This window comes from Geodermatophilus aquaeductus (assembly GCF_900182545.1).
GTDB lineage: Bacteria > Actinomycetota > Actinomycetes > Mycobacteriales > Geodermatophilaceae > Geodermatophilus > Geodermatophilus aquaeductus.
The window spans coordinates 592,415-609,346 of record NZ_FXTJ01000002.1; the positions used below are offsets into that span (position 1 = coordinate 592,415).

Annotated in this window: 14 protein-coding genes; 6 read left to right on the forward strand and 8 right to left on the reverse strand. The window is 75.6% G+C overall.

What is annotated here, in order from left to right; all coding sequences use genetic code 11:
- Positions 1 to 14: 14 nt before the first annotated feature.
- The gene (locus tag FN207_RS07985; protein WP_246065864.1) at positions 15 to 1,424 is read left to right on the forward strand and encodes an FAD-dependent oxidoreductase; all 1,410 of its coding nucleotides are present in this window, start codon (positions 15 to 17) and stop codon (positions 1,422 to 1,424) included.
- Here the strand turns inward: FN207_RS07985 and FN207_RS07990 are convergent.
- Positions 1,421 to 2,485: an inositol monophosphatase family protein gene (locus FN207_RS07990; protein WP_246065865.1), complete on the reverse strand. Its 1,065-nt coding sequence runs from the start codon at positions 2,483 to 2,485 to the stop codon at positions 1,421 to 1,423. The two genes, FN207_RS07985 and FN207_RS07990, sit on opposite strands and share 4 nt — an antisense overlap.
- A 66-nt stretch (positions 2,486 to 2,551) precedes the next feature.
- Between FN207_RS07990 and FN207_RS07995 the strand changes: the two genes are divergently transcribed.
- Positions 2,552 to 3,508, forward strand: coding sequence for a glycosyltransferase family 2 protein (locus tag FN207_RS07995; protein ID WP_142457836.1), 957 nt, complete (start codon positions 2,552 to 2,554; stop codon positions 3,506 to 3,508).
- Here FN207_RS07995 and ppc read toward each other — a convergent pair.
- Positions 3,471 to 6,278 carry a phosphoenolpyruvate carboxylase gene (gene ppc / locus FN207_RS08000; RefSeq protein ID WP_142457838.1) on the reverse strand — a complete coding sequence of 936 codons (2,808 nt, stop codon included), beginning with the start codon at positions 6,276 to 6,278 and terminating at the stop codon, positions 3,471 to 3,473. The two genes, FN207_RS07995 and ppc, sit on opposite strands and share 38 nt — an antisense overlap.
- Positions 6,279 to 6,335: 57 nt before the next feature.
- Here ppc and FN207_RS08005 point away from each other — a divergent pair, with 57 nt between their 5' ends.
- The gene (locus FN207_RS08005) at positions 6,336 to 7,244 is read left to right on the forward strand and encodes an SMP-30/gluconolactonase/LRE family protein (RefSeq protein WP_142457840.1); all 909 of its coding nucleotides are present in this window, start codon (positions 6,336 to 6,338) and stop codon (positions 7,242 to 7,244) included.
- A gap of 51 nt (positions 7,245 to 7,295) precedes the next feature.
- Here FN207_RS08005 and FN207_RS08010 read toward each other — a convergent pair whose 3' ends face one another.
- The 3 genes from FN207_RS08010 to FN207_RS08020 form a co-directional block, all read right to left on the reverse strand.
- Complete coding sequence (locus FN207_RS08010) at positions 7,296 to 8,156, reverse strand: tetratricopeptide repeat protein (RefSeq protein WP_142457842.1); 861 nt, start codon at positions 8,154 to 8,156, stop codon at positions 7,296 to 7,298.
- Between the two features lie 103 nt (positions 8,157 to 8,259).
- Positions 8,260 to 9,453, reverse strand: a complete 1,194-nt coding sequence (locus FN207_RS08015; protein WP_142457844.1) for an ABC transporter permease — start codon at positions 9,451 to 9,453, stop codon at positions 8,260 to 8,262.
- The gene (locus FN207_RS08020) at positions 9,450 to 10,379 is read right to left on the reverse strand and encodes an ABC transporter ATP-binding protein (protein WP_142457845.1); all 930 of its coding nucleotides are present in this window, start codon (positions 10,377 to 10,379) and stop codon (positions 9,450 to 9,452) included. The genes FN207_RS08015 and FN207_RS08020 overlap by 4 nt, the downstream gene beginning before the upstream one ends.
- A gap of 87 nt (positions 10,380 to 10,466) precedes the next feature.
- Here FN207_RS08020 and FN207_RS08025 point away from each other — a divergent pair, with 87 nt between their 5' ends.
- Positions 10,467 to 11,144: a UdgX family uracil-DNA binding protein gene (locus FN207_RS08025; protein ID WP_142457847.1), complete on the forward strand. Its 678-nt coding sequence runs from the start codon at positions 10,467 to 10,469 to the stop codon at positions 11,142 to 11,144.
- On the opposite strand, the gene FN207_RS08030 is transcribed toward FN207_RS08025, so the two are convergent.
- Positions 11,141 to 12,481, reverse strand: coding sequence for an MFS transporter (locus FN207_RS08030; RefSeq protein ID WP_246065866.1), 1,341 nt, complete (start codon positions 12,479 to 12,481; stop codon positions 11,141 to 11,143). The genes FN207_RS08025 and FN207_RS08030 overlap by 4 nt on opposite strands.
- Entirely contained in the window at positions 12,478 to 13,125 is a 648-nt protein-coding gene (gene pdxH, locus FN207_RS08035; protein ID WP_142457849.1) for a pyridoxamine 5'-phosphate oxidase, read from the reverse strand. Before pdxH ends, FN207_RS08030 begins: the two co-directional genes overlap by 4 nt.
- A 160-nt stretch (positions 13,126 to 13,285) precedes the next feature.
- On the opposite strand from pdxH, the gene FN207_RS08040 reads away from it, so the two are divergent.
- Both FN207_RS08040 and serC read left to right on the forward strand, forming a co-directional pair.
- A complete protein-coding gene (locus FN207_RS08040; RefSeq protein ID WP_142457850.1) occupies positions 13,286 to 14,416 on the forward strand; it encodes a citrate synthase 2 in 1,131 nt (376 codons plus the stop codon).
- 11 nt (positions 14,417 to 14,427) lie between these two features.
- Positions 14,428 to 15,543 carry a phosphoserine transaminase gene (serC, locus tag FN207_RS08045; protein ID WP_142457852.1) on the forward strand — a complete coding sequence of 372 codons (1,116 nt, stop codon included), beginning with the start codon at positions 14,428 to 14,430 and terminating at the stop codon, positions 15,541 to 15,543.
- 16 nt (positions 15,544 to 15,559) lie between these two features.
- On the opposite strand, the gene FN207_RS08050 is transcribed toward serC, so the two are convergent.
- Positions 15,560 to 16,813: an osmoprotectant NAGGN system M42 family peptidase gene (locus tag FN207_RS08050; RefSeq protein ID WP_142457853.1), complete on the reverse strand. Its 1,254-nt coding sequence runs from the start codon at positions 16,811 to 16,813 to the stop codon at positions 15,560 to 15,562.
- Between the last annotated feature and the right edge of the window lie 119 nt (positions 16,814 to 16,932).

The following is a 16,932-nucleotide window of genomic DNA, read 5'->3' on the forward strand; positions in this document are numbered from 1 at the left end:
CCAGGATGCCAGTCGTGTCGGAAGACGGTGAGCGCGCCCCGGAGGACGGCAGGCCGCTGCGGGTGGCCGTGGTGGGCGCCGGCCCGGCCGGCATCTACGCCGCGGAGACCCTGACCCGCCGCGCGCCGGTCCCGGTGACCGTCGACCTCATCGACCGGCTGCCCACCCCCTTCGGCCTGGTCCGGCACGGCATCGCCCCCGACCACCCGAAGATGCGGGCCATCCGCGACACCCTGCACCGCGCGCTCGACGACCCCGGCGTGCGGTTCGTCGGCAACGTCGAGGTGGGCACCGACATCACCCTCGAGGACCTGCGCTCCCACGTCGACGCCGTCGTCTACACCTACGGCGCGGCGCTGGACCGGCCGCTGTCCATCGACGGCGAGGACCTGACCGGCAGCCTCGCCGCCACCGACCTCGTCGCCTGGTACTGCGGGCACCCCGACGCCGACCGGGCGAAGGTGGAGACGGCGCTGACCGGCGTGCGCCGCGCGGTCGTCGTCGGCGTCGGCAACGTGGCCCTCGACGTCGCCCGGGTGCTGGCCCGCGCCCCGCAGGAGCTCGAGCCCACCGACATGCCCCAGCACGTGCTCGACGTCCTCGCCGCGACGCCGGTCGAGGAGGTCACCGTCATCGGCCGCCGCGGCCCCGCGCACGCCAGCTTCACCACGATGGAGCTGCGCGAGCTCGACGGGCTCGACCAGGCCACCGTGCTGGTCGACCCGGCCGACCTCGAGCTGACCCCCGCCGCCGAGGAGCGGGTCGCCGCCGACCGCAACGCCACCCGCAACCTCGCCGTCCTGCGCGAGTGGGCCGGCCACCGGGCCGAGCCCGGCCGGGTGCGGCTGTCCCTGCGCTTCTACCGCCGCCCGATGCGCCTGCTCGGCGACGACCGCGTCACCGGCGTCGAGGTGGAGCGGACCGCGGTGGACGACGACGGCCGGGCGACCGGGACCGGCGAGTACGAGGTGCTGCCCGCCGACCTCGTCGTCCGCTCGGTCGGCTACCGCGGCCAGGGGCTGCCCGGCCTGCCCGTCGACCCCAGCACCGGCACCGTGCCCCACGAGGAGGGCCGGGTGCTGCGCGAGGGCGCCCGGTCGCCCGGCGAGTACGTGGCCGGGTGGATCAAGCGCGGCCCCACCGGCGTCGTCGGCACCAACAAGCACGACGCCCGCGAGACCGTCGCCTCGCTGCTGGCCGACGCCGAGGCCGGCGTCATCGCCCCCCACGGCGAGCGTGACGACCTGGTGGACACGCTGCGCGCCCGCGGCGCCGAGCCGGTGCTGCTGGAGGACTGGCGGGCCATCGACGCCGCCGAGGTGGCCCTGGGTGCCACCCGCGGCCGGGCCCGCACCACGATGCACGAGCGCGAGGCGCTGCTGGCCGCGGTCCGGGCGGCGTCCGGGCAGTCCGGCGGGCGTTAGCCCAGCACCGCGGCGGCGAGGTCGCGCGCACCCTGCTCGGAGGCCGCCGCCACGAACCGGATGAGCGTCTCGGTGTCCGGGCGCAGCCGCAGCGGCCCGCCGTCGTCGGCCAGCGCCACGCCGCCCGCGGCGGCCAGCACGGCCAGCCCGCCGGCGACGTCGTGCACGTGGGTGCCGCTGCGGTCGAGGTCGTGCCAGGCGCCGGCGGACCCGTCGGCGACCAGGCACAGGTCGACGGCGGTGCAGCCGGTCACCCGCACGCGGTGCGCGGTCGCGGGCACCCGGACGGTGCGCCCCGACGGCGCGACGACGGTGCTGCCCTCCCGCACCCGGGCCGGCACGCCGTCGCGCTGCGCGCCGGTGTCCACGGTGCCCGCCCAGCGGCGGCCGGAGGACAGGTCGACGACGAGCCCGGCCACCGGGCGACCGCGGTGCACCAGCCCCGCCGAGAACGCCCACGGCGGCAGCCCGGCGCGGAAGTTGCCGGTGCCGTCGAGCGGGTCGAGCACGATCCACGGCTCGTCGTCGGGCACGTCCGGGTCGGGCCGCTCCTCCGACAGCACGGGCACGCCGAGCGGGGCCAGCGTGACGGCGGCGGCGTCGTGCGCGGCGTCGTCGGCGGCCATCGACCAGCTGCCGTCGTCCTTGCGCACGTCCCGGCCGGTGTCCCGGGCCAGCGCGACGGCCACCTCGACCCGCGTGGCGGCCAGCGCGGCGAGGTGGGCGAACCGCTCGGTCAGCGGCGCGCCGGCGGGCGGCGGCACCACCTCGACCACCCGGCCGGTCCCCGCGTCACGGACCTGCGAGCACCCCCAGGCCGCGGCGACGGCGAGCAGCCCGGCCCGGCCGGTCACGTGCGTGGAGCGGTGGACGACGACGGCCTCGGTGGTGCCCTCGTCGGTCCAGCGGCGGCGCAGGTGGGCGGCCGCCCCGTCGCCGACCAGCAGCCGCGCGCCGGGGTCGAGCAGCTCGGGCGCGAGCGCGGCCGGCCCCACGCCGAGCAGCCGGGCCGCCGCGCGCAGGTCCTCCCCCGACGAGGCCACCCGCATCGTCTCCGCCACCGCTCCCCCGCTCTGCCCGCTCTCCCGCAAGGTAGGCCACCGGCCGCGGCCGGGTAGGGCGCCACGGTGACGTCCTCCACGCGTACCGGGATCGACGACGTCGACGTGGTCCTGCTCGTCCACCGGGAGCCGCCGGAGCTGCTCGCGCGGCACCACGCGGCGCTGTCGGCGGCCACCGGCCCGGGCTGGCGCGGCCGGGCGCTGCTGGTGGAGAACGCCGCCGCGCCGGCGACATCGGCGGCCGCCCGCGCGGAGGTCGCGGCCCGCTACCCCGACGCCGACCAGTGGGTCCTGCGCTCCCCGCGCAACCTCGGCTTCGCCCGCGCCATGGACCTCGCTCTCGACGCCTGCCGCGGCCGCTACGTGGCCCTGGTCAACTCCGACGGCGAGCCCGACCCCGGCATGCTGCGCCGGCTGGCCGGTGTCCTCGACGCCGAACCCCGGGCGGTGTGGGCCGCCCCCGCCGTCGAGGGACCCGGTGAGGACGACGACCCGCCCGGCCCGCCCTACGAGGCCGGCGAACTCAGCGGCACCGCGCTGCTGGTGCGCCGGGCGGAGTTCCTGGCCGCCGGCGGCTTCGACCCGCTGTACTTCTTCTACAACGAGGACCGCGAGGCCTCCCGCCGGCTGCGCGCGGCCGGGCACCTGCTGCTGCGGGTCCCCGACAGCCGCTTCCGGCACGGCAAGGACGGCCGCAGCGCCCGCGGGGTGTTCCTGCGCGAGTGGCACTACGGCCGTACGGTCCAGGTGCTCCTCGCGCAGCACGCGGACCGGCCGGTGCGAGAGGCCGCGGCCTTCCTCGCCCGGCGTCCGCGCGCCGTGGCCCGGCACCTGCGCGACGGCGACCTGCCCGGCGCCGCCGGCATCGCGCTGGCCACCCTCGAGCTGCCGCGCGGGCTGCTGGTGGCCGCGGCCCGGCGCCGACGCCCGTGGGACGGCGCCCGGCTCGCGGCCTGGCTGGAGGAGCACCGCGCCGACGTGGAGCTCAGCCCGAGTTGCGCAGCGCCGTCGCGATCCCGTTGATGGTCAACTGGATGTTGCGCCGGACCAGCTCGTCGTCGTCACCGGTGCGGCGCCGGCGCAGCATCTCCACCTGCAGGTGGTGCAGCGGCTCCAGGTAGGGGAACCGGTTGCGGATCGAGCGGACCAGCGACGGGTTGTCGGCCAGCAGGGAGTCGTCACCGGTGACGGCGAGCAGCATCCGGCAGCTGCGCTCGTGCTCGGCGGTGATCTGGTCGAACACCCGCGCGCGCAGCTCCTCGTCGGGCACCAGCTCGGCGTAGCGGGCGGCCAGCTCGAGGTCGGTCTTGGCCAGCACCATCCCCATGTTCGACAGCACGGTGCGCAGGAACGGCCAGCGCCGGTGCAGGTCCCGCAACCGGTCCAGGCGCGCGGGGTCGTCGCCGATCCAGGACTCCAGCGCCGACCCCGTGCCGTACCAGCCGGGCAGCATGATCCGCGCCTGCGACCAGCTGAACACCCACGGGATGGCCCGCAGGTCGGCGATGCGGTCACCGGCCTTGCGCGAGGGCGGGCGGCTGCCGATGTTGAGCTCGGCCAGCTCGCGGATCGGCGTCGCGGCGCGGAACCACTCCACGAATCCCGGGGTGTCGTGCACCAGCGCCCGGTAGGCGCCCTGGGCGCGGGCGGCCAGGTCGTCGAGCAGCGCGTAGGTCTCCTCGGCGTCGTCGCCGAGGCCCTCGACGTCGAGCAGCGTGGCCTCCAACGTGGCCGCCACCAGCGCCTCGAGGTTGCGGCGGGCGAGGTCGGGCTCGCCGTACTTGGCCGCGATGACCTCGCCCTGCTCGGTGAGCCGCAGCGCCCCGGCCACCGCGCCGGGCGGCTGGGCCCGGATCGCCTCGTAGCTGGGCCCGCCGCCGCGCCCGACGGTGCCGCCGCGGCCGTGGAAGAGCCGCAGCCGGATGCCCTCGGCGCGGGCCACCTCGACCAGGGCCAGCTCGGCCCGGTACAGCGCCCAGTTGGCGGCCAGGTAGCCGCCGTCCTTGTTGCTGTCGGAGTAGCCGAGCATGACCTCCTGCGCGTCGCCCCGATTGCGCACCAGCTCCCGGTAGACCGGCTGGGCGAGGACGGCGGTCATCGTCTCCCCGGCGCCCTGCAGGTCGCCGATCGTCTCGAACAGCGGCGAGATGCCGACCGGGCAGGTGGGGCCGTTCTCGCCGTCGGGGTCGAGCAGGCCCACCTCCTTGAGCAGGACGGCGACCTCCAGCACGTCGCTGACCGACTCGCACATGCTGATCACGTAGGTGGGGATCGCCCGCGGGCCGAGCAGCGCGACCTGCTCGGCGGCGGCCACCAGCAGGTCCAGCTCGCCGCGGGCCAGCTCGGAGAGCTCCGCGTCCGGGCGCACCAGCGGGCGGCGCATCCGCAGCTCGCCGGCCAGCAGCTCGACCCGCGCGGCCTCGTTCAGCGACGCGTAGTCGGGGCAGACGCCGGCCCAGGCCAGCAGCTCGCCGAGCACCTCCTCGTGGACGGAGGAGTTCTGCCGCATGTCCAGCCCGGCCAGGTGGAAGCCGAACACCTCGACGGCGTCGCGCAGCCGGGCCAGCCGGTCGTCAGCGAGCGCGCCGGCGCCGTGGCTGCGCAGCGAGGCGTCGACGACGCCGAGGTCGGCGATCAGCTCGTCCGGGGTGTCGTAGGGCGTCAGCTCGGCGTGCGGCGCGTCGCCGGGCACCCGCCCGAGGACCCGCCGCGCGGTGGCGGCCAGCCGCGCGTGCACGCCGTTGAGCGCCCGGCGGTAGGGCTCGTCGGCGCGGAACGGCGAGTCGTCGCGTGAGGCCTCGGCCAGGTGCGACAGCTCCGGCGTCGGGGTGACCAGCCGGTCGGACATCGACAGCTCGCTGCGCAGCTCCACCAGCTCGGACAGGTGGTGGGCCAGCGCGGTCTCGGCCTGCCGGGTGCTGGCGCGGCGGACGGCGTCGGCGGTGACGAACGGGTTGCCGTCGCGGTCGCCGCCGATCCACGAGCCCGGCTGCAGCACCGGCTGGGTGGGCAGGCCGCTGGAGGGCCACCGCTCCCCCAGCGCGCGGCGCAGGTCGGCGTTGATCTCGGGGACGACCCGGAACAGCGACAGGTCGTAGTAGCGCAGCGCCTCGTCGATCTCGTCGGCCAGCCGCAGCCGCGACAGCCGCAGCAGCGCCGTCTGCCAGAGGGTGAGCACCGAGCGGTGCAGCTCGGTCGACCACGCCTGCTCGTCGACCTCGCCCGGCGCCATCCGGTCGCGCTGGCGGATGAGCTCGGTGACCTCCTGCTGGACCTGCGAGACCGTCCGGCGGCGCACCTCGGTCGGGTGCGCGGTGACCACCGGCACGACCAGCGCGCCGGACAGCTCCCGCGCGACGACGTCGGGGTCGAGGCCGGCCTCGTCCAGCAGCGCGAAGGTGGCCGCGAGGCTGCCCGGCTGCGGCGGGGACCCGGCCCGGCGGTGGTGCCGGCGGCGGCGCTCGTGGTGCAGGTCCTCGGCGAGGTTGGCCAGCAGCGAGAAGTGGCTGAACGCGCGGATGACGTGGTTGGCCGCGCGGACGTCGAGGTCGCCGAGGCGGGCGGCCAGCCCGGCGCGGTCGGTCTCCGAGCGGCGGACGGCGAACGCCTGCACGCGGGTGGACTCGACCAGGTCCAGGACGTCGTCGCCGGTCTGCTCGCGGATGACCTCGCCGAGCACCCGGCCGAGCAGCCGGATGTCGTCGCGCAGCGGTGCGTCGTCGGCGCGGCCGTCCCCTCCCGGGTCGCGGCCGGGCAGGCGCAGGTCGGCGACGTCCACGGTGGCTTCGGACATGGGGCGCAGTATCCGTCCCGCGTGTGACGCGCGGGTGTCCTGGGGCACCCTGACCGCGTGCTGACCCTGCGCGCCACCCCCGCCGACCCCACGCCCGCCGACCACGGCGAGGGCCCCACCTGGGACGCCGCCCGCTCCGAGCTGCTGTGGGTCGACATCTCCGCCGGCGTCTTCCGGCGGGCGACCCTCGACGGCGACACCCTGACCGACGCCGGCTCGCTGCGCGCCGGGGACACCGTGGGCGCCGTCGTCCCCGCGGCGGCCGGTGGCTGGCTGACCGCTGCCGGCGGCGGGTTCACGCACGTGGCGGCCGACGGCACCGCCCGCCGGCTGCTGGAGCTGGCCGGCGAGGGCGGCGGCGAGGCCGACGGCGGCACCCGCATGAACGACGCCAAGTGCGACCGCGCCGGCCGGTTCTACGCCGGGACCATGGCCTTCGACCAGCGCCCCGGCGCCGGCACCCTCTACCGGCTCGACACCGACGGCACCGTCACCACCGTCCGCGCGGACCTCACCGTCTCCAACGGCCTGGGCTGGTCCCCCGACGACCGCACCGTCTACCTGGCCGACTCCGGGCCGGGGCTGGTGCACGCCTTCGACCACGACCCGGCCAGGGGCGCGTGGAGCAACGGCCGGGTGCTGCTGGAGACCGGCGGTGCCGACGGCGTCGCCGACGGCCTCACCGTCGACGACGAGGGCTGCCTCTGGACGGCGATGTGGGGCGGCGGCCAGGTGCGCCGCTGGTCGCCGGAGGGCGAGCTGCTCGCCGTCGTCGAGGTGCCGGTGGCCAACACCTCCAGCTGCGCCTTCGCCGGCCCCGACCGCGGCCTGCTCGTCGTCAGCACCGCGCACGGCGAGGACGGGGAGGACGCCGCCGGGCGGCTGTTCACCGTCCGGCCCGGCGTCACCGGCCCGCCCGCGAACCCCTACCGCGGCCCGCTGGCTGCCCTGCGGCAGGTGGTCTGACGTGCAACTCCGCGGACGTGCACGGTGCACCTCCGCGGAGTTGCACCGATCTCAGCTCTCCTGGAGCAGCGCGAGGGCCGCGGCGGCGAGCTGGTCGCCGGCGGCGGCGCCGCGCTCGAACTCCTCCGCCGCGCCGGCGATGTCGCCGCGGTCGGCCAGGAGCACGCCCAGGTTGTGGTGGCAGTACGCGTCGCCGGCGTGGATGCCGGCGCGGTAGGCCTCCTCGGCCGCCTCGTCGTCGCCGAGCTGCTCGCGGTAGAGGTTGCCCAGCGGCAGCCACGCCACCTGCTCGCCGAGCTTGGCGCCGCGCTCGAGCACCGAGCGGGCCTCCTCGGCGCGGCCGGTCTGCAGCAGCAGCGCCGCGAGGTCGGCGCGGGCGGCGGCGAAGTGGGCGGCACCGGCGCGCAGCCGCGGCTCGAGGGCGGGGTCGAGGGTGGCGCACCACTGCCAGCACGCGGCGACGGCGTCGGCCTCCTCGTCGCCGGTCGCGGCGAGCTCCTCGGCGACGGCCAGCGCCTCCTCGCGCTCGCCCTGCTCGCGCAGGAGGAACGCCAGCTGCAGCCCGCCCTCGGTGTCCCCGGCCTCGGCGGCCCCCCGGTAGGCGGCCATGGCCCCCGCGAGGTCGCCGAGCCGCTCGAGCACCAGCCCGAGGTTGCGCCAGGCGTCGTCCTCGCCGCCGGCCAGCGCGACCTCGTAGGCCTCGACCGCCTCGGCCCAGCGCTCCTGCGCGGCCAGGCTGTTGCCCAGGTCGTAGTAGCCGGTGACGTCGCCCAGCTCCGCCGCGCGGCGGAAGCACCACTCGGCGTCGGTCTGCCGGCCGGCGTCGGCGAGGTCGCAGCCCAGCTCGATCAGCTCATCGGCGTCCTCGGAGGCCTGCAGCCGCCAGAGGCGCGCGTCCAGGTCCTCGGTCATGGCGACGATGATGGCCGCGCTGACCTGGGCACACGCCCTCCGTCGGGGTGAGGTCACCCCAACGTGTCCGGTGCTCGTCCGGGCGGGTGTCCCCCCGCCGGGATCAGGCCTCGCCGGCCTTCAGCGCCTCCCGCAGCTTGGTCTTCCCGCCGGTCCGCAGCAGGGCCCCGGAGTACACCCGGCCGCCCAGCCGGACCACCAGCGCGATGGCCACCAGCATGAGCGCGACGGCCACGCCGACCTCCCACAGCGCCACGTCGCCGGCCGCCTGCCGGACCGGCATGACCATCGGCGAGAGCCCCGGCACGTAGGAGGTCACGATCGCCAGCGTCCCGTCCGGGTCGCTCGCCGCCTGGACGGCCACGATGAACCCGGCCACCAGCACCAGCGACGCCGGCGTCAGCACGCTGCCGAGGTCCTCCTGCCGGCTCACCAGCGAGGCGGCGACGGCGAACAGCGAGGCGAACAGGGCGTAGCCGAGCACGAACCAGAACAGCAGCCACAGCACCGTCCCGATCAGCTCGCCGGGCAGGTCGACGACGTCGAAGGCCAGCGCCCCGCCGATCCCGATCGCGGCGATCACGGCGATCTGCCCGAGACCCAGGACGCCGAGGCCGAGGATCTTGCCGGCCAGCAGCTGCCAGGGCTTCATCGTGGCCAGCAGCAGCTCGACCACCCGGCTGGACTTCTCCTCGACCACGCCCTGCGCGACGAACTGGGCGAAGAGGATGAGCAGGCTGTAGAGCACCACGACGCCGACGACGGCGACCACGGTGCGCTGGGTGTCGGCCGCGGAGTCGCCGTCGAGCGCGGTCACCGTGAGCTGCGGCAGGTCGGAGGGGTCGACGCCGGCCTGCGCCAGCGCGTCGCCCAGCGCCACCGAGCCGACCGCCCCGGACACGACCGCCTCGAGCGTGGTGTCGGGGTCGGCGACCACGAGCTCGGGATCGCCGCTGCTGCCGACGAGGGCGCCGTCGACCTCCTCGTCCTCGACGGCGGTGCGCGCGGCGTCCTCGGTGTCGAAGCGGACCACCTCGACGTCGACGTCGAGCGCCTCGCCCTGCGCCTCGAGGGCGGTGCCCACCTGCCCGGGGTCGCCGACGACCCCGATCCGGCTGGTGTCCTCCCCGGAGTTGACGACGACCTGGAAGACCAGCACGCCGAGGATCAGCACGATCATCAGGACCGAGCTGGCGATGAACGTCTTGTCGCGGATGCGCGAGGAGATCTCGCGCCCGGCGACCAGGCGGACCAGCTGCCCGCTCGACAGCGGCGAGGTCGACGACGGCGCGCTCACGCCGCCACCTCCTCGCGGACGGCGGCCTGCTGCACCGGGTCGGCGACGACCTCGCGGAACAGCTCGACCAGCGTGGCCTCCCGCCAGGCGAAGTGGGTGACCCGGCCGGTGCGCAGCGCCGCGGCGAGCACCTGCTGGTCGTCGGTGCCACCGGCGAGCTCCAGCAGCGTGTCGCCGGCCCGCTCGGACACCACCCGGACGCCGGGGACGGCGGCCGCCCAGCCGGGCGCGGCGTCGGGGACGACGACCCGCAGCACCCGGCCCGACTCGCGGCGCCGCAGCTCCTCCACGGTGCCCGTGGCGACCATCCGGCCGCGCGCGAGGATGCCGACCGAGTCGCACAGCCGCTCGACCAGGTCCAGCTGGTGGCTGGAGAACACGACGGGAACGCCGGCGCGGCACTGCTCGAGCAGCGCCTCGGCCAGCGCGTCGACGCCGACGGGGTCCAGGCCGCTGAACGGCTCGTCGAGGATGAGCACCTCGGGCCGGCTGACCAGGGCGGCGGCCAGCTGCACGCGCTGCTGGTTGCCCAGCGACAGCTTCTCGACCGGGTCGCCGCGCCGCTCGGCCAGGCCGAGGCGACCCGACCACTCCTCGGCGGCGCGGGCCGCGGCGGCGGCGTCCATGCCGTGCAGCCGCGCGAAGTAGGTCAGCTGCTCCCCCACCCGCATCTTCGGGTAGAGCCCGCGCTCCTCCGGCATGTAGCCGATGCGCCGCCGCGCCTCCTCGTCCAGGGGGCGGCCGCGCCAGCGGACCTCCCCGGCGTCGGCGCGGGCCAGGCCCATCGCGATGCGCATGGTCGTCGTCTTCCCGGCCCCGTTGGACCCGCAGAAGCCGAACATCGAGCCGGGGGCGACGGTGAAACCGACACCCTCCAGCACGCGGTTGTCGCCGTAGCTCTTGTGGAGCCCGTCGAACTCGAGCACTGCTCCTCCGTCCAGAGATCCCCGTCCGCCGGGGACGCTATCGGTCCCCGCCTCGCGCCCCGCCCCGACCTGCGGTGTCATCGGGACATGAGCCAGGAGAACGTCCCCGCCAGCCCACCGTCGGGCGTGGGGCTGGACGGCCTGCGGCAGGCCGCGGCCGGGTGCCGGGCCTGTGAGCTGTGGGAGCCGGCGACCCAGACGGTCTTCGGGGAGGGCCCCGAGACCGCGCGCATCGTGTTCGTCGGGGAGCAGCCCGGCGACCAGGAGGACCGCAGGGGCGAGCCGTTCGTCGGCCCGGCCGGCCGACTGCTCGACCGCGCGCTCGCCGACGCCGGGATCGAGCGGGGCGACGCCTACGTCACCAACGCCGTCAAGCACTTCCGGTTCACGCCCACCGCCAAGCGGCGGATCCACCAGTCCCCGGGCGCCGAGCACATCCGAGCCTGCCGCCCGTGGCTGGAGGCGGAGTTCGAGGTGCTCAAGCCGGAGGTCGTCGTCTGCCTGGGCGCGACCGCGGCCAAGGCGCTGATCTCGCCGTCGTTCCGGATCACCAGGGAGCGCGGCGTGCTCATGCCCTGGACGCCGCCCGGCGTCGCGCGGGCCGAGGCCGGCGACGACGAGCCCGACGAGGACGCCCCGGCACAGACCTGGATGCTCGCCACCGCCCATCCCTCGGCGGTGCTGCGGGTGCCCGACGCGGACCGCCCGAAGGCCTACGACGCGCTGGTCGCCGACCTGCGCGTGGTGGCCGGCGCCCTGGCCTAGGAGCCGCTGCGCGAGGCGCGGAAGTGCAGGAACGAGGGCACCAGCAGCGCGACGACGACCATCGCCACCACGACGACGACCCCGCCGGACACCATCGCCACGCTCACGCCCGCGGCGCTGGCCATCGCCCCGGCGCGCAGGTCGCCCAGCCGCGGGCCGCCCGCGACGACGACGAGGAAGACGCCCTGCATCCGCCCGCGCATGTCGTCGGGCGCGGCGGTCTGCAGCATCGACGAGCGCAGCACCGCGCTGACCATGTCGCCGGCGCCGGCGAGTGCCAGGAAGAGCACGGCCAGCCACAGGGTGGACGCCAGGCCGAACCCGATGATCGCCAGGCCCCAGACGACGATCGCCGCGAGCACCACCGCGCCCTGCCGGTCGACCCGCGAGACCCAGCCGGAGGTCAGCCCCATGAGCAGGGCGCCGATGGAGATCCCGGCGAACAGCCACCCGAGGCTGTTCGGCGACCCCTCGAAGCGCGTCTCCGACAGCTCGGGGAACACCGCCTGCGGCCAGGCGAAGAGCATCGCGATGACGTCGACGACGAAGGTCATGAGCAGCACCGGCTGGGTGCGGAGGAACGTGAAGCCCTCCCCCACCCCGCGGACGGCGGCACCGAGGCGCAGCGGGCCGGTCCGCCCGGCCGGGGGCAGCGGTGGCAGGCCGCGCAGCAGCAGGACGGCGACCAGGAACCCGAGCGCGTCGACCGTGTAGGCGAGGAAGAGGTCGCCGAGGCTGATGAGCACCCCGGCCAGCAGCGGCCCGGCGATGACGCCGACCTGGCGGACGGTCATCGCCAGCGCGTTGGCCGCCGGGACGCCCGCGGTGCCGACGAGTGCGGGGATGACCGCGCTGCGCGTCGGCTGGTTGACGGCGGTGAAGCCGGAGACCGCGGCGACGAGCACCCACAGCAGCCAGATGTTGCCGCCGCCGGGCAGGAGCGCCTGCACCGCCAGCAGCGCGCTGGTCACCGCCGACCCCGCCCCGGTGACCAGCATGAGCCTGCGGCGGTCCATCGCGTCGGCGATCGCGCCTCCGAGGAGCCCGAAGACGACGAGCGGCACGAGGGCGACGATCGACGTGACGCCCACCAGCAGCGAGGAGCCGGTGAGGTCGTAGACCTGGAACGGAACGGCGACCAGCGTCATCTGCTGGCCGAGCATCGTGGCCGCGACACCCCAGAACAGCCGCCGGTAGCCGGGGTTGCGCAGCGGGCTGGTGTCGATCGCCCAGCCCCTCGACGAGCGGCGGCGCACCGGCGCGGGCTCGGCGACCTTCCCGGCCCCCTCGACGGGGTCGACGGGCACCTGCTCGCCGGGCGTCTCCCGCGCCGTCACGGGGCCAGCCGCTGGAGCACCCAGCCGCCGCCCTCCTCGTCGTCGCGCACGAAGCGCAGCCGGTCGTGCAGCCGCCCCGGGCCGCCCTGCCAGAACTCGATGCTGTGCGGCACGACGCGGTAGCCGCCCCAGGCCGGCGGCCGCGGCACCTTCTCCGTCGTCGTCTCCTCGTCGAGCAGCCGCACCCGCCCCTCGAGCTCCTCGCGGGAGTCGACGACGGTGGACTGCACCGAGGCGACGGCGGCCAGCTGGGCCTCGCGGGGGCGGGGGTCCCACAGGTCGTCGGAGGCGGCCTCGCCGATGCGCTCGACGGTGCCGGTCACCCGCACCTGGCGCTGCAGCGCGTGCCAGGGGAAGACCAGCGCCGCGCGCGGGTTGGCCGCCAGCTGCGCACCCTTGGCCGAGGCGTAGCTGGTGCCGAAGACGAAGCCGGCCTCGTCGTAGCCCTTGAGCAGGACGATCCGCGCGTCGGGGGCGCCGTCGGCGTCGGCGGTGGCCACGACCACCGCGTTGGGGTCGGGGACGTCGGCGGCCACGACGTCGCGGAACCAGCGGTCGAACTGCTCGACCCAGGTGGGCGCGAGGTCCTCCTCGCGCAGCCCCGGGCGGTCGTAGTCCCTGCGCATGCGGGAGAGGTCGGCCACGCCGCCATGCTGACACCGCCGCCGCGGCAGGGGGCCGGGCGCCTCCCGCTGGACGGCAGCCCCCCGTGTGCCGGGGCCGGCCGCTGGGCCTAGTGTCGCGGTGCAGTCGTGCGCCGCGGAACGTGCGGGCACGAGGTCCGCGCGCAGAGGAGCATGCGAGATGGCCGACGACTTCGTACCCGGCCTCGAGGGCGTCATCGCCTTCGAGACCACGATCGCGGAGCCCGACAAGGACGGCGGGTCCCTGCGCTACCGCGGGGTCGACATCGAGGACCTGGTCGGCAAGATCACCTTCGGCAACGTCTGGGCGCTGCTGGTCGACGGCAAGTTCGGCCCGGGCCTCCCGCCGGCCGAGCCGTTCCCGATCCCGGTGCACAGCGGCGACGTCCGCGTCGACGTCCAGGCCGCGCTGGCGATGCTGGCCCCGTTCTGGGGCTATCGCCCGCTGCTGGACATCAGCGACGAGGAGGCCCGCAACCAGCTGGCCCGCGCCGCGGTGATGGCGCTGTCCTACGTCGCGCAGTCCGCGCGCGGCATCGGCACGCCCGCCGTGCCGCAGAGCCGCATCGACGAGGCCTCGACCATCGTCGAGCGCTTCATGGTCCGCTGGCGCGGCGAGCCCGACCCCCGCCACGTCGCCGCCGTCGACGCCTACTGGACGTCGGCCGCCGAGCACGGCATGAACGCCTCCACGTTCACCGCCCGCGTCATCGCCTCCACCGGGGCCGACGTCGCCGCCGCGATGTCCGGCGCCATCGGCGCCATGTCCGGCCCGCTGCACGGCGGCGCCCCCTCGCGCGTGCTGCACATGCTCGACGGCGTCGAGCAGGAGGGCGACGCCGAGAAGTACGTGAAGGGCCTGCTGGACCGCAAGGAGCGGCTCATGGGCTTCGGGCACCGCGTCTACCGCGCCGAGGACCCCCGCGCCCGCACGCTGCGCAAGGCCGCCAAGGAGCTCGGCGCCCCGCGCTTCGACGCCGCGCTGGCGCTGGAGCAGGCGGCGCTCAAGGAGCTGCGCGAGCGGCGTCCCGACCGGCCGATCGAGACCAACGTCGAGTTCTGGGCGGCCATCGTCCTCGACTTCGCCGAGGTCCCGAGCCACATGTTCACCTCGATGTTCACCTGCGCCCGCACCGCTGGCTGGTGCGCGCACATCCTCGAGCAGAAGCAGACCGGCCGCCTCGTGCGCCCGTCGGCCCGCTACGTGGGCCCGGCGGCGCGCAAGCCGGAGGAGGTCGAGGGCTTCGACACCATCACGGTCAAGTCCGTCGACGAGGCCACCCCCGCCTGAACGGAGCGCCCATGAGCATCGAGATCCCCGCCGACCTGCTGCCCGCCGACGGCCGCTTCGGGTGCGGACCCTCCAAGGTCCGCCCCGAGGCGCTGCGGGCGCTGGCCACCGACGGGGCGGCGCTCATGGGCACCTCCCACCGCCAGGCCCCGGTGAAGGGCCTGGTCCGCCAGGTGCGTGAGGGCCTGGCCGAGCTGTTCGGCCTGCCCGAGGGGTACGAGGTCGTGCTCGGCAACGGCGGGAGCACCGCGTTCTGGGACGTTGCCGCGTTCGGCCTGATCCGGCGGCGCAGCGCCCACGGCACGTACGGCGAGTTCTCGGCGAAGTTCGCCTCCGGGGTCGCCGAGGCGCCGTTCCTCGACGACCCGGTCGTGGTCACGGGCGCGCCGGGGACGCTGGCGCTGCCGGAGGGGCAGCCCGGCGTCGACGCGTACGCGTGGGCGCAGAACGAGACCTCCACCGGGGTCATGGCGCCGGTGGTGCGGCCTGCCGGCGCCGACGACGACGCGCTGGTGCTGGTCGACGCCACCAGCGGCGCCGGCGGCCTGCCGGTCGACGTCACGCAGGCCGACGCGTACTACTTCGCCCCGCAGAAGTCCTTCGCCTCCGACGGCGGCCTGTGGATCGCGCTGATGAGTCCGGCCGCGCTCGAGCGGGTGGCCGAGATCAAGGCGTCGGGGCGGTGGATCCCCGGGTTCCTCGACCTGGCGACCGCCGTCGACAACTCCACGAAGGACCAGACCTACAACACCCCCGCGGTGGCCACGCTGTTCCTGCTCGCCGACCAGGTGCGCTGGATGCTCGGCCTCGGCGGGCTGGACGGCACCGTGGCGCGCACCCAGGACTCCTCGGGCCGGCTCTACGGCTGGGCGGAGAAGTCGCCGTACGCCACGCCGTTCGTCGCCGACCCGTCGCAGCGCAGCCTCGTCGTCGGCACGGTCGACGTCGACGACTCCGTCGACGCCGCGCAGGTCGCCAAGGTGCTGCGGGCCAACGGCGTCGTCGACGTCGAGCCCTACCGCAAGCTCGGCCGCAACCAGCTGCGCGTGGGCATGTTCCCCGCCGTCGACCCCGACGACGTCAGCGCGCTGACCGCCTGCATCGACTTCGTCGTCGAGCGGCTCTAGGCCGAGCGGCTGCGGCCTACCGGGCGATCTCGCCGTCGGCGGGCTGGACGGCGGTGCTCGGGAAGTCGCGCAGGTCGCCGGTGGGCGTGCGGTCCCAGCTGCGGAAGGTCAGGTCCGTCTGCAGGTAGAGCGCGATGAGCTCGGCGGTGCTGCGGATCCCGTCGAGGTGGGTGCGCTCGTTGCCGTGGCTGCCGTCGATGCCGAAGCCGACCAGCGCCGCGCGGGTGTTGGCCCCGGCCTCCAGCGCCGAGGCGGCGTCGGACCGGTAGTACTTGTAGACGTCGCGGCGGTGCGGCACCTCGTGCACCCGGCACAGGTCGATCAGGTGCCGGGTCAGGTGGTAGTCGAAGGGCCCGGTCGAGTCCTGCATCGCGATGTTCACGCAGTGCTCCGACGACGCCTGGCCCGGCGCGACCACCGAGGTGTCGATCGAGACGAGCTCGGCGACGTCGGCGTCGAGGCCGTGGCTGGCGCCCAGGCCCACCTCCTCGGCGATGGTGACCAGCAGGTGCGCCGTCACCGGCACCTGGACCCCGTGGTCGACGATCGCCTTGAACGCGCCCAGCGCCGCAGCGACGCCGGCCTTGTCGTCGAGGTGCCGGGAGTTGACGAACCCGCTCGCGGTGACCACCGGCTGGGCGTCGATCGCGACGAAGTCGCCCACCTGGATGCCGCGGCGCTCGAGGTCGGCGCGGCTGTGCGCGACCTCGTCCACGCGCACCTCGACGTGGTCCCAGCCCACGCCCTGCTCGTCGACCTCGTCGCCGTAGCGGTGCCCGCTGGCCTTGTTGGGCAGGATCGTGCCGGTGTGCCAGTAGTCGCCGGAGACGTCGTCGCTGAAGATCGTCACCCGGGCGCCCTCGGCGAAGCGGGCGCTGTGCGTCCCCACCGGCACGATCGCCAGCCGCCCGTTGTCCTTGAGCTGGCTGACCATGCAGCCGATGGTGTCGGCGTGCACGACCACCGTCCGGTCGGCGCCGGGCGAGCGGCTCGGCAGCTCGGCGATGAGCGCGCCGCGGCGGGTGACCTCGAAGTCCAGCCCCATGTCACGCAGCTCGCCGCCGATGACCTGCATGACGTGGTCGGTGCGCCCGGACGGGCTCGGGATGTTGAGCAGCTCGAGCATCACCCGCTGCACGTAGTCCATGTCGATCGGCAGCCGCTTCTGTCCGGCGTCGACCGGGGAGGGCAGGAAGCGGGCGTTGAGCTCGGCGTCGTCGCGGCTGTCGTCGCGGACGAGGCCGGTGTCGTCGCGGGGACCGGTCAGCATGGAGGCCGAGTCTAGGTGCGCCCGGCACGCCGGACGGGGGCCGGGCAGCGCCGTCCGGGTGACGCCACGCCGGTCCACGTCCGGCGCGGACCCCCCTGGCGCCGATAGCCTCGCGCGTG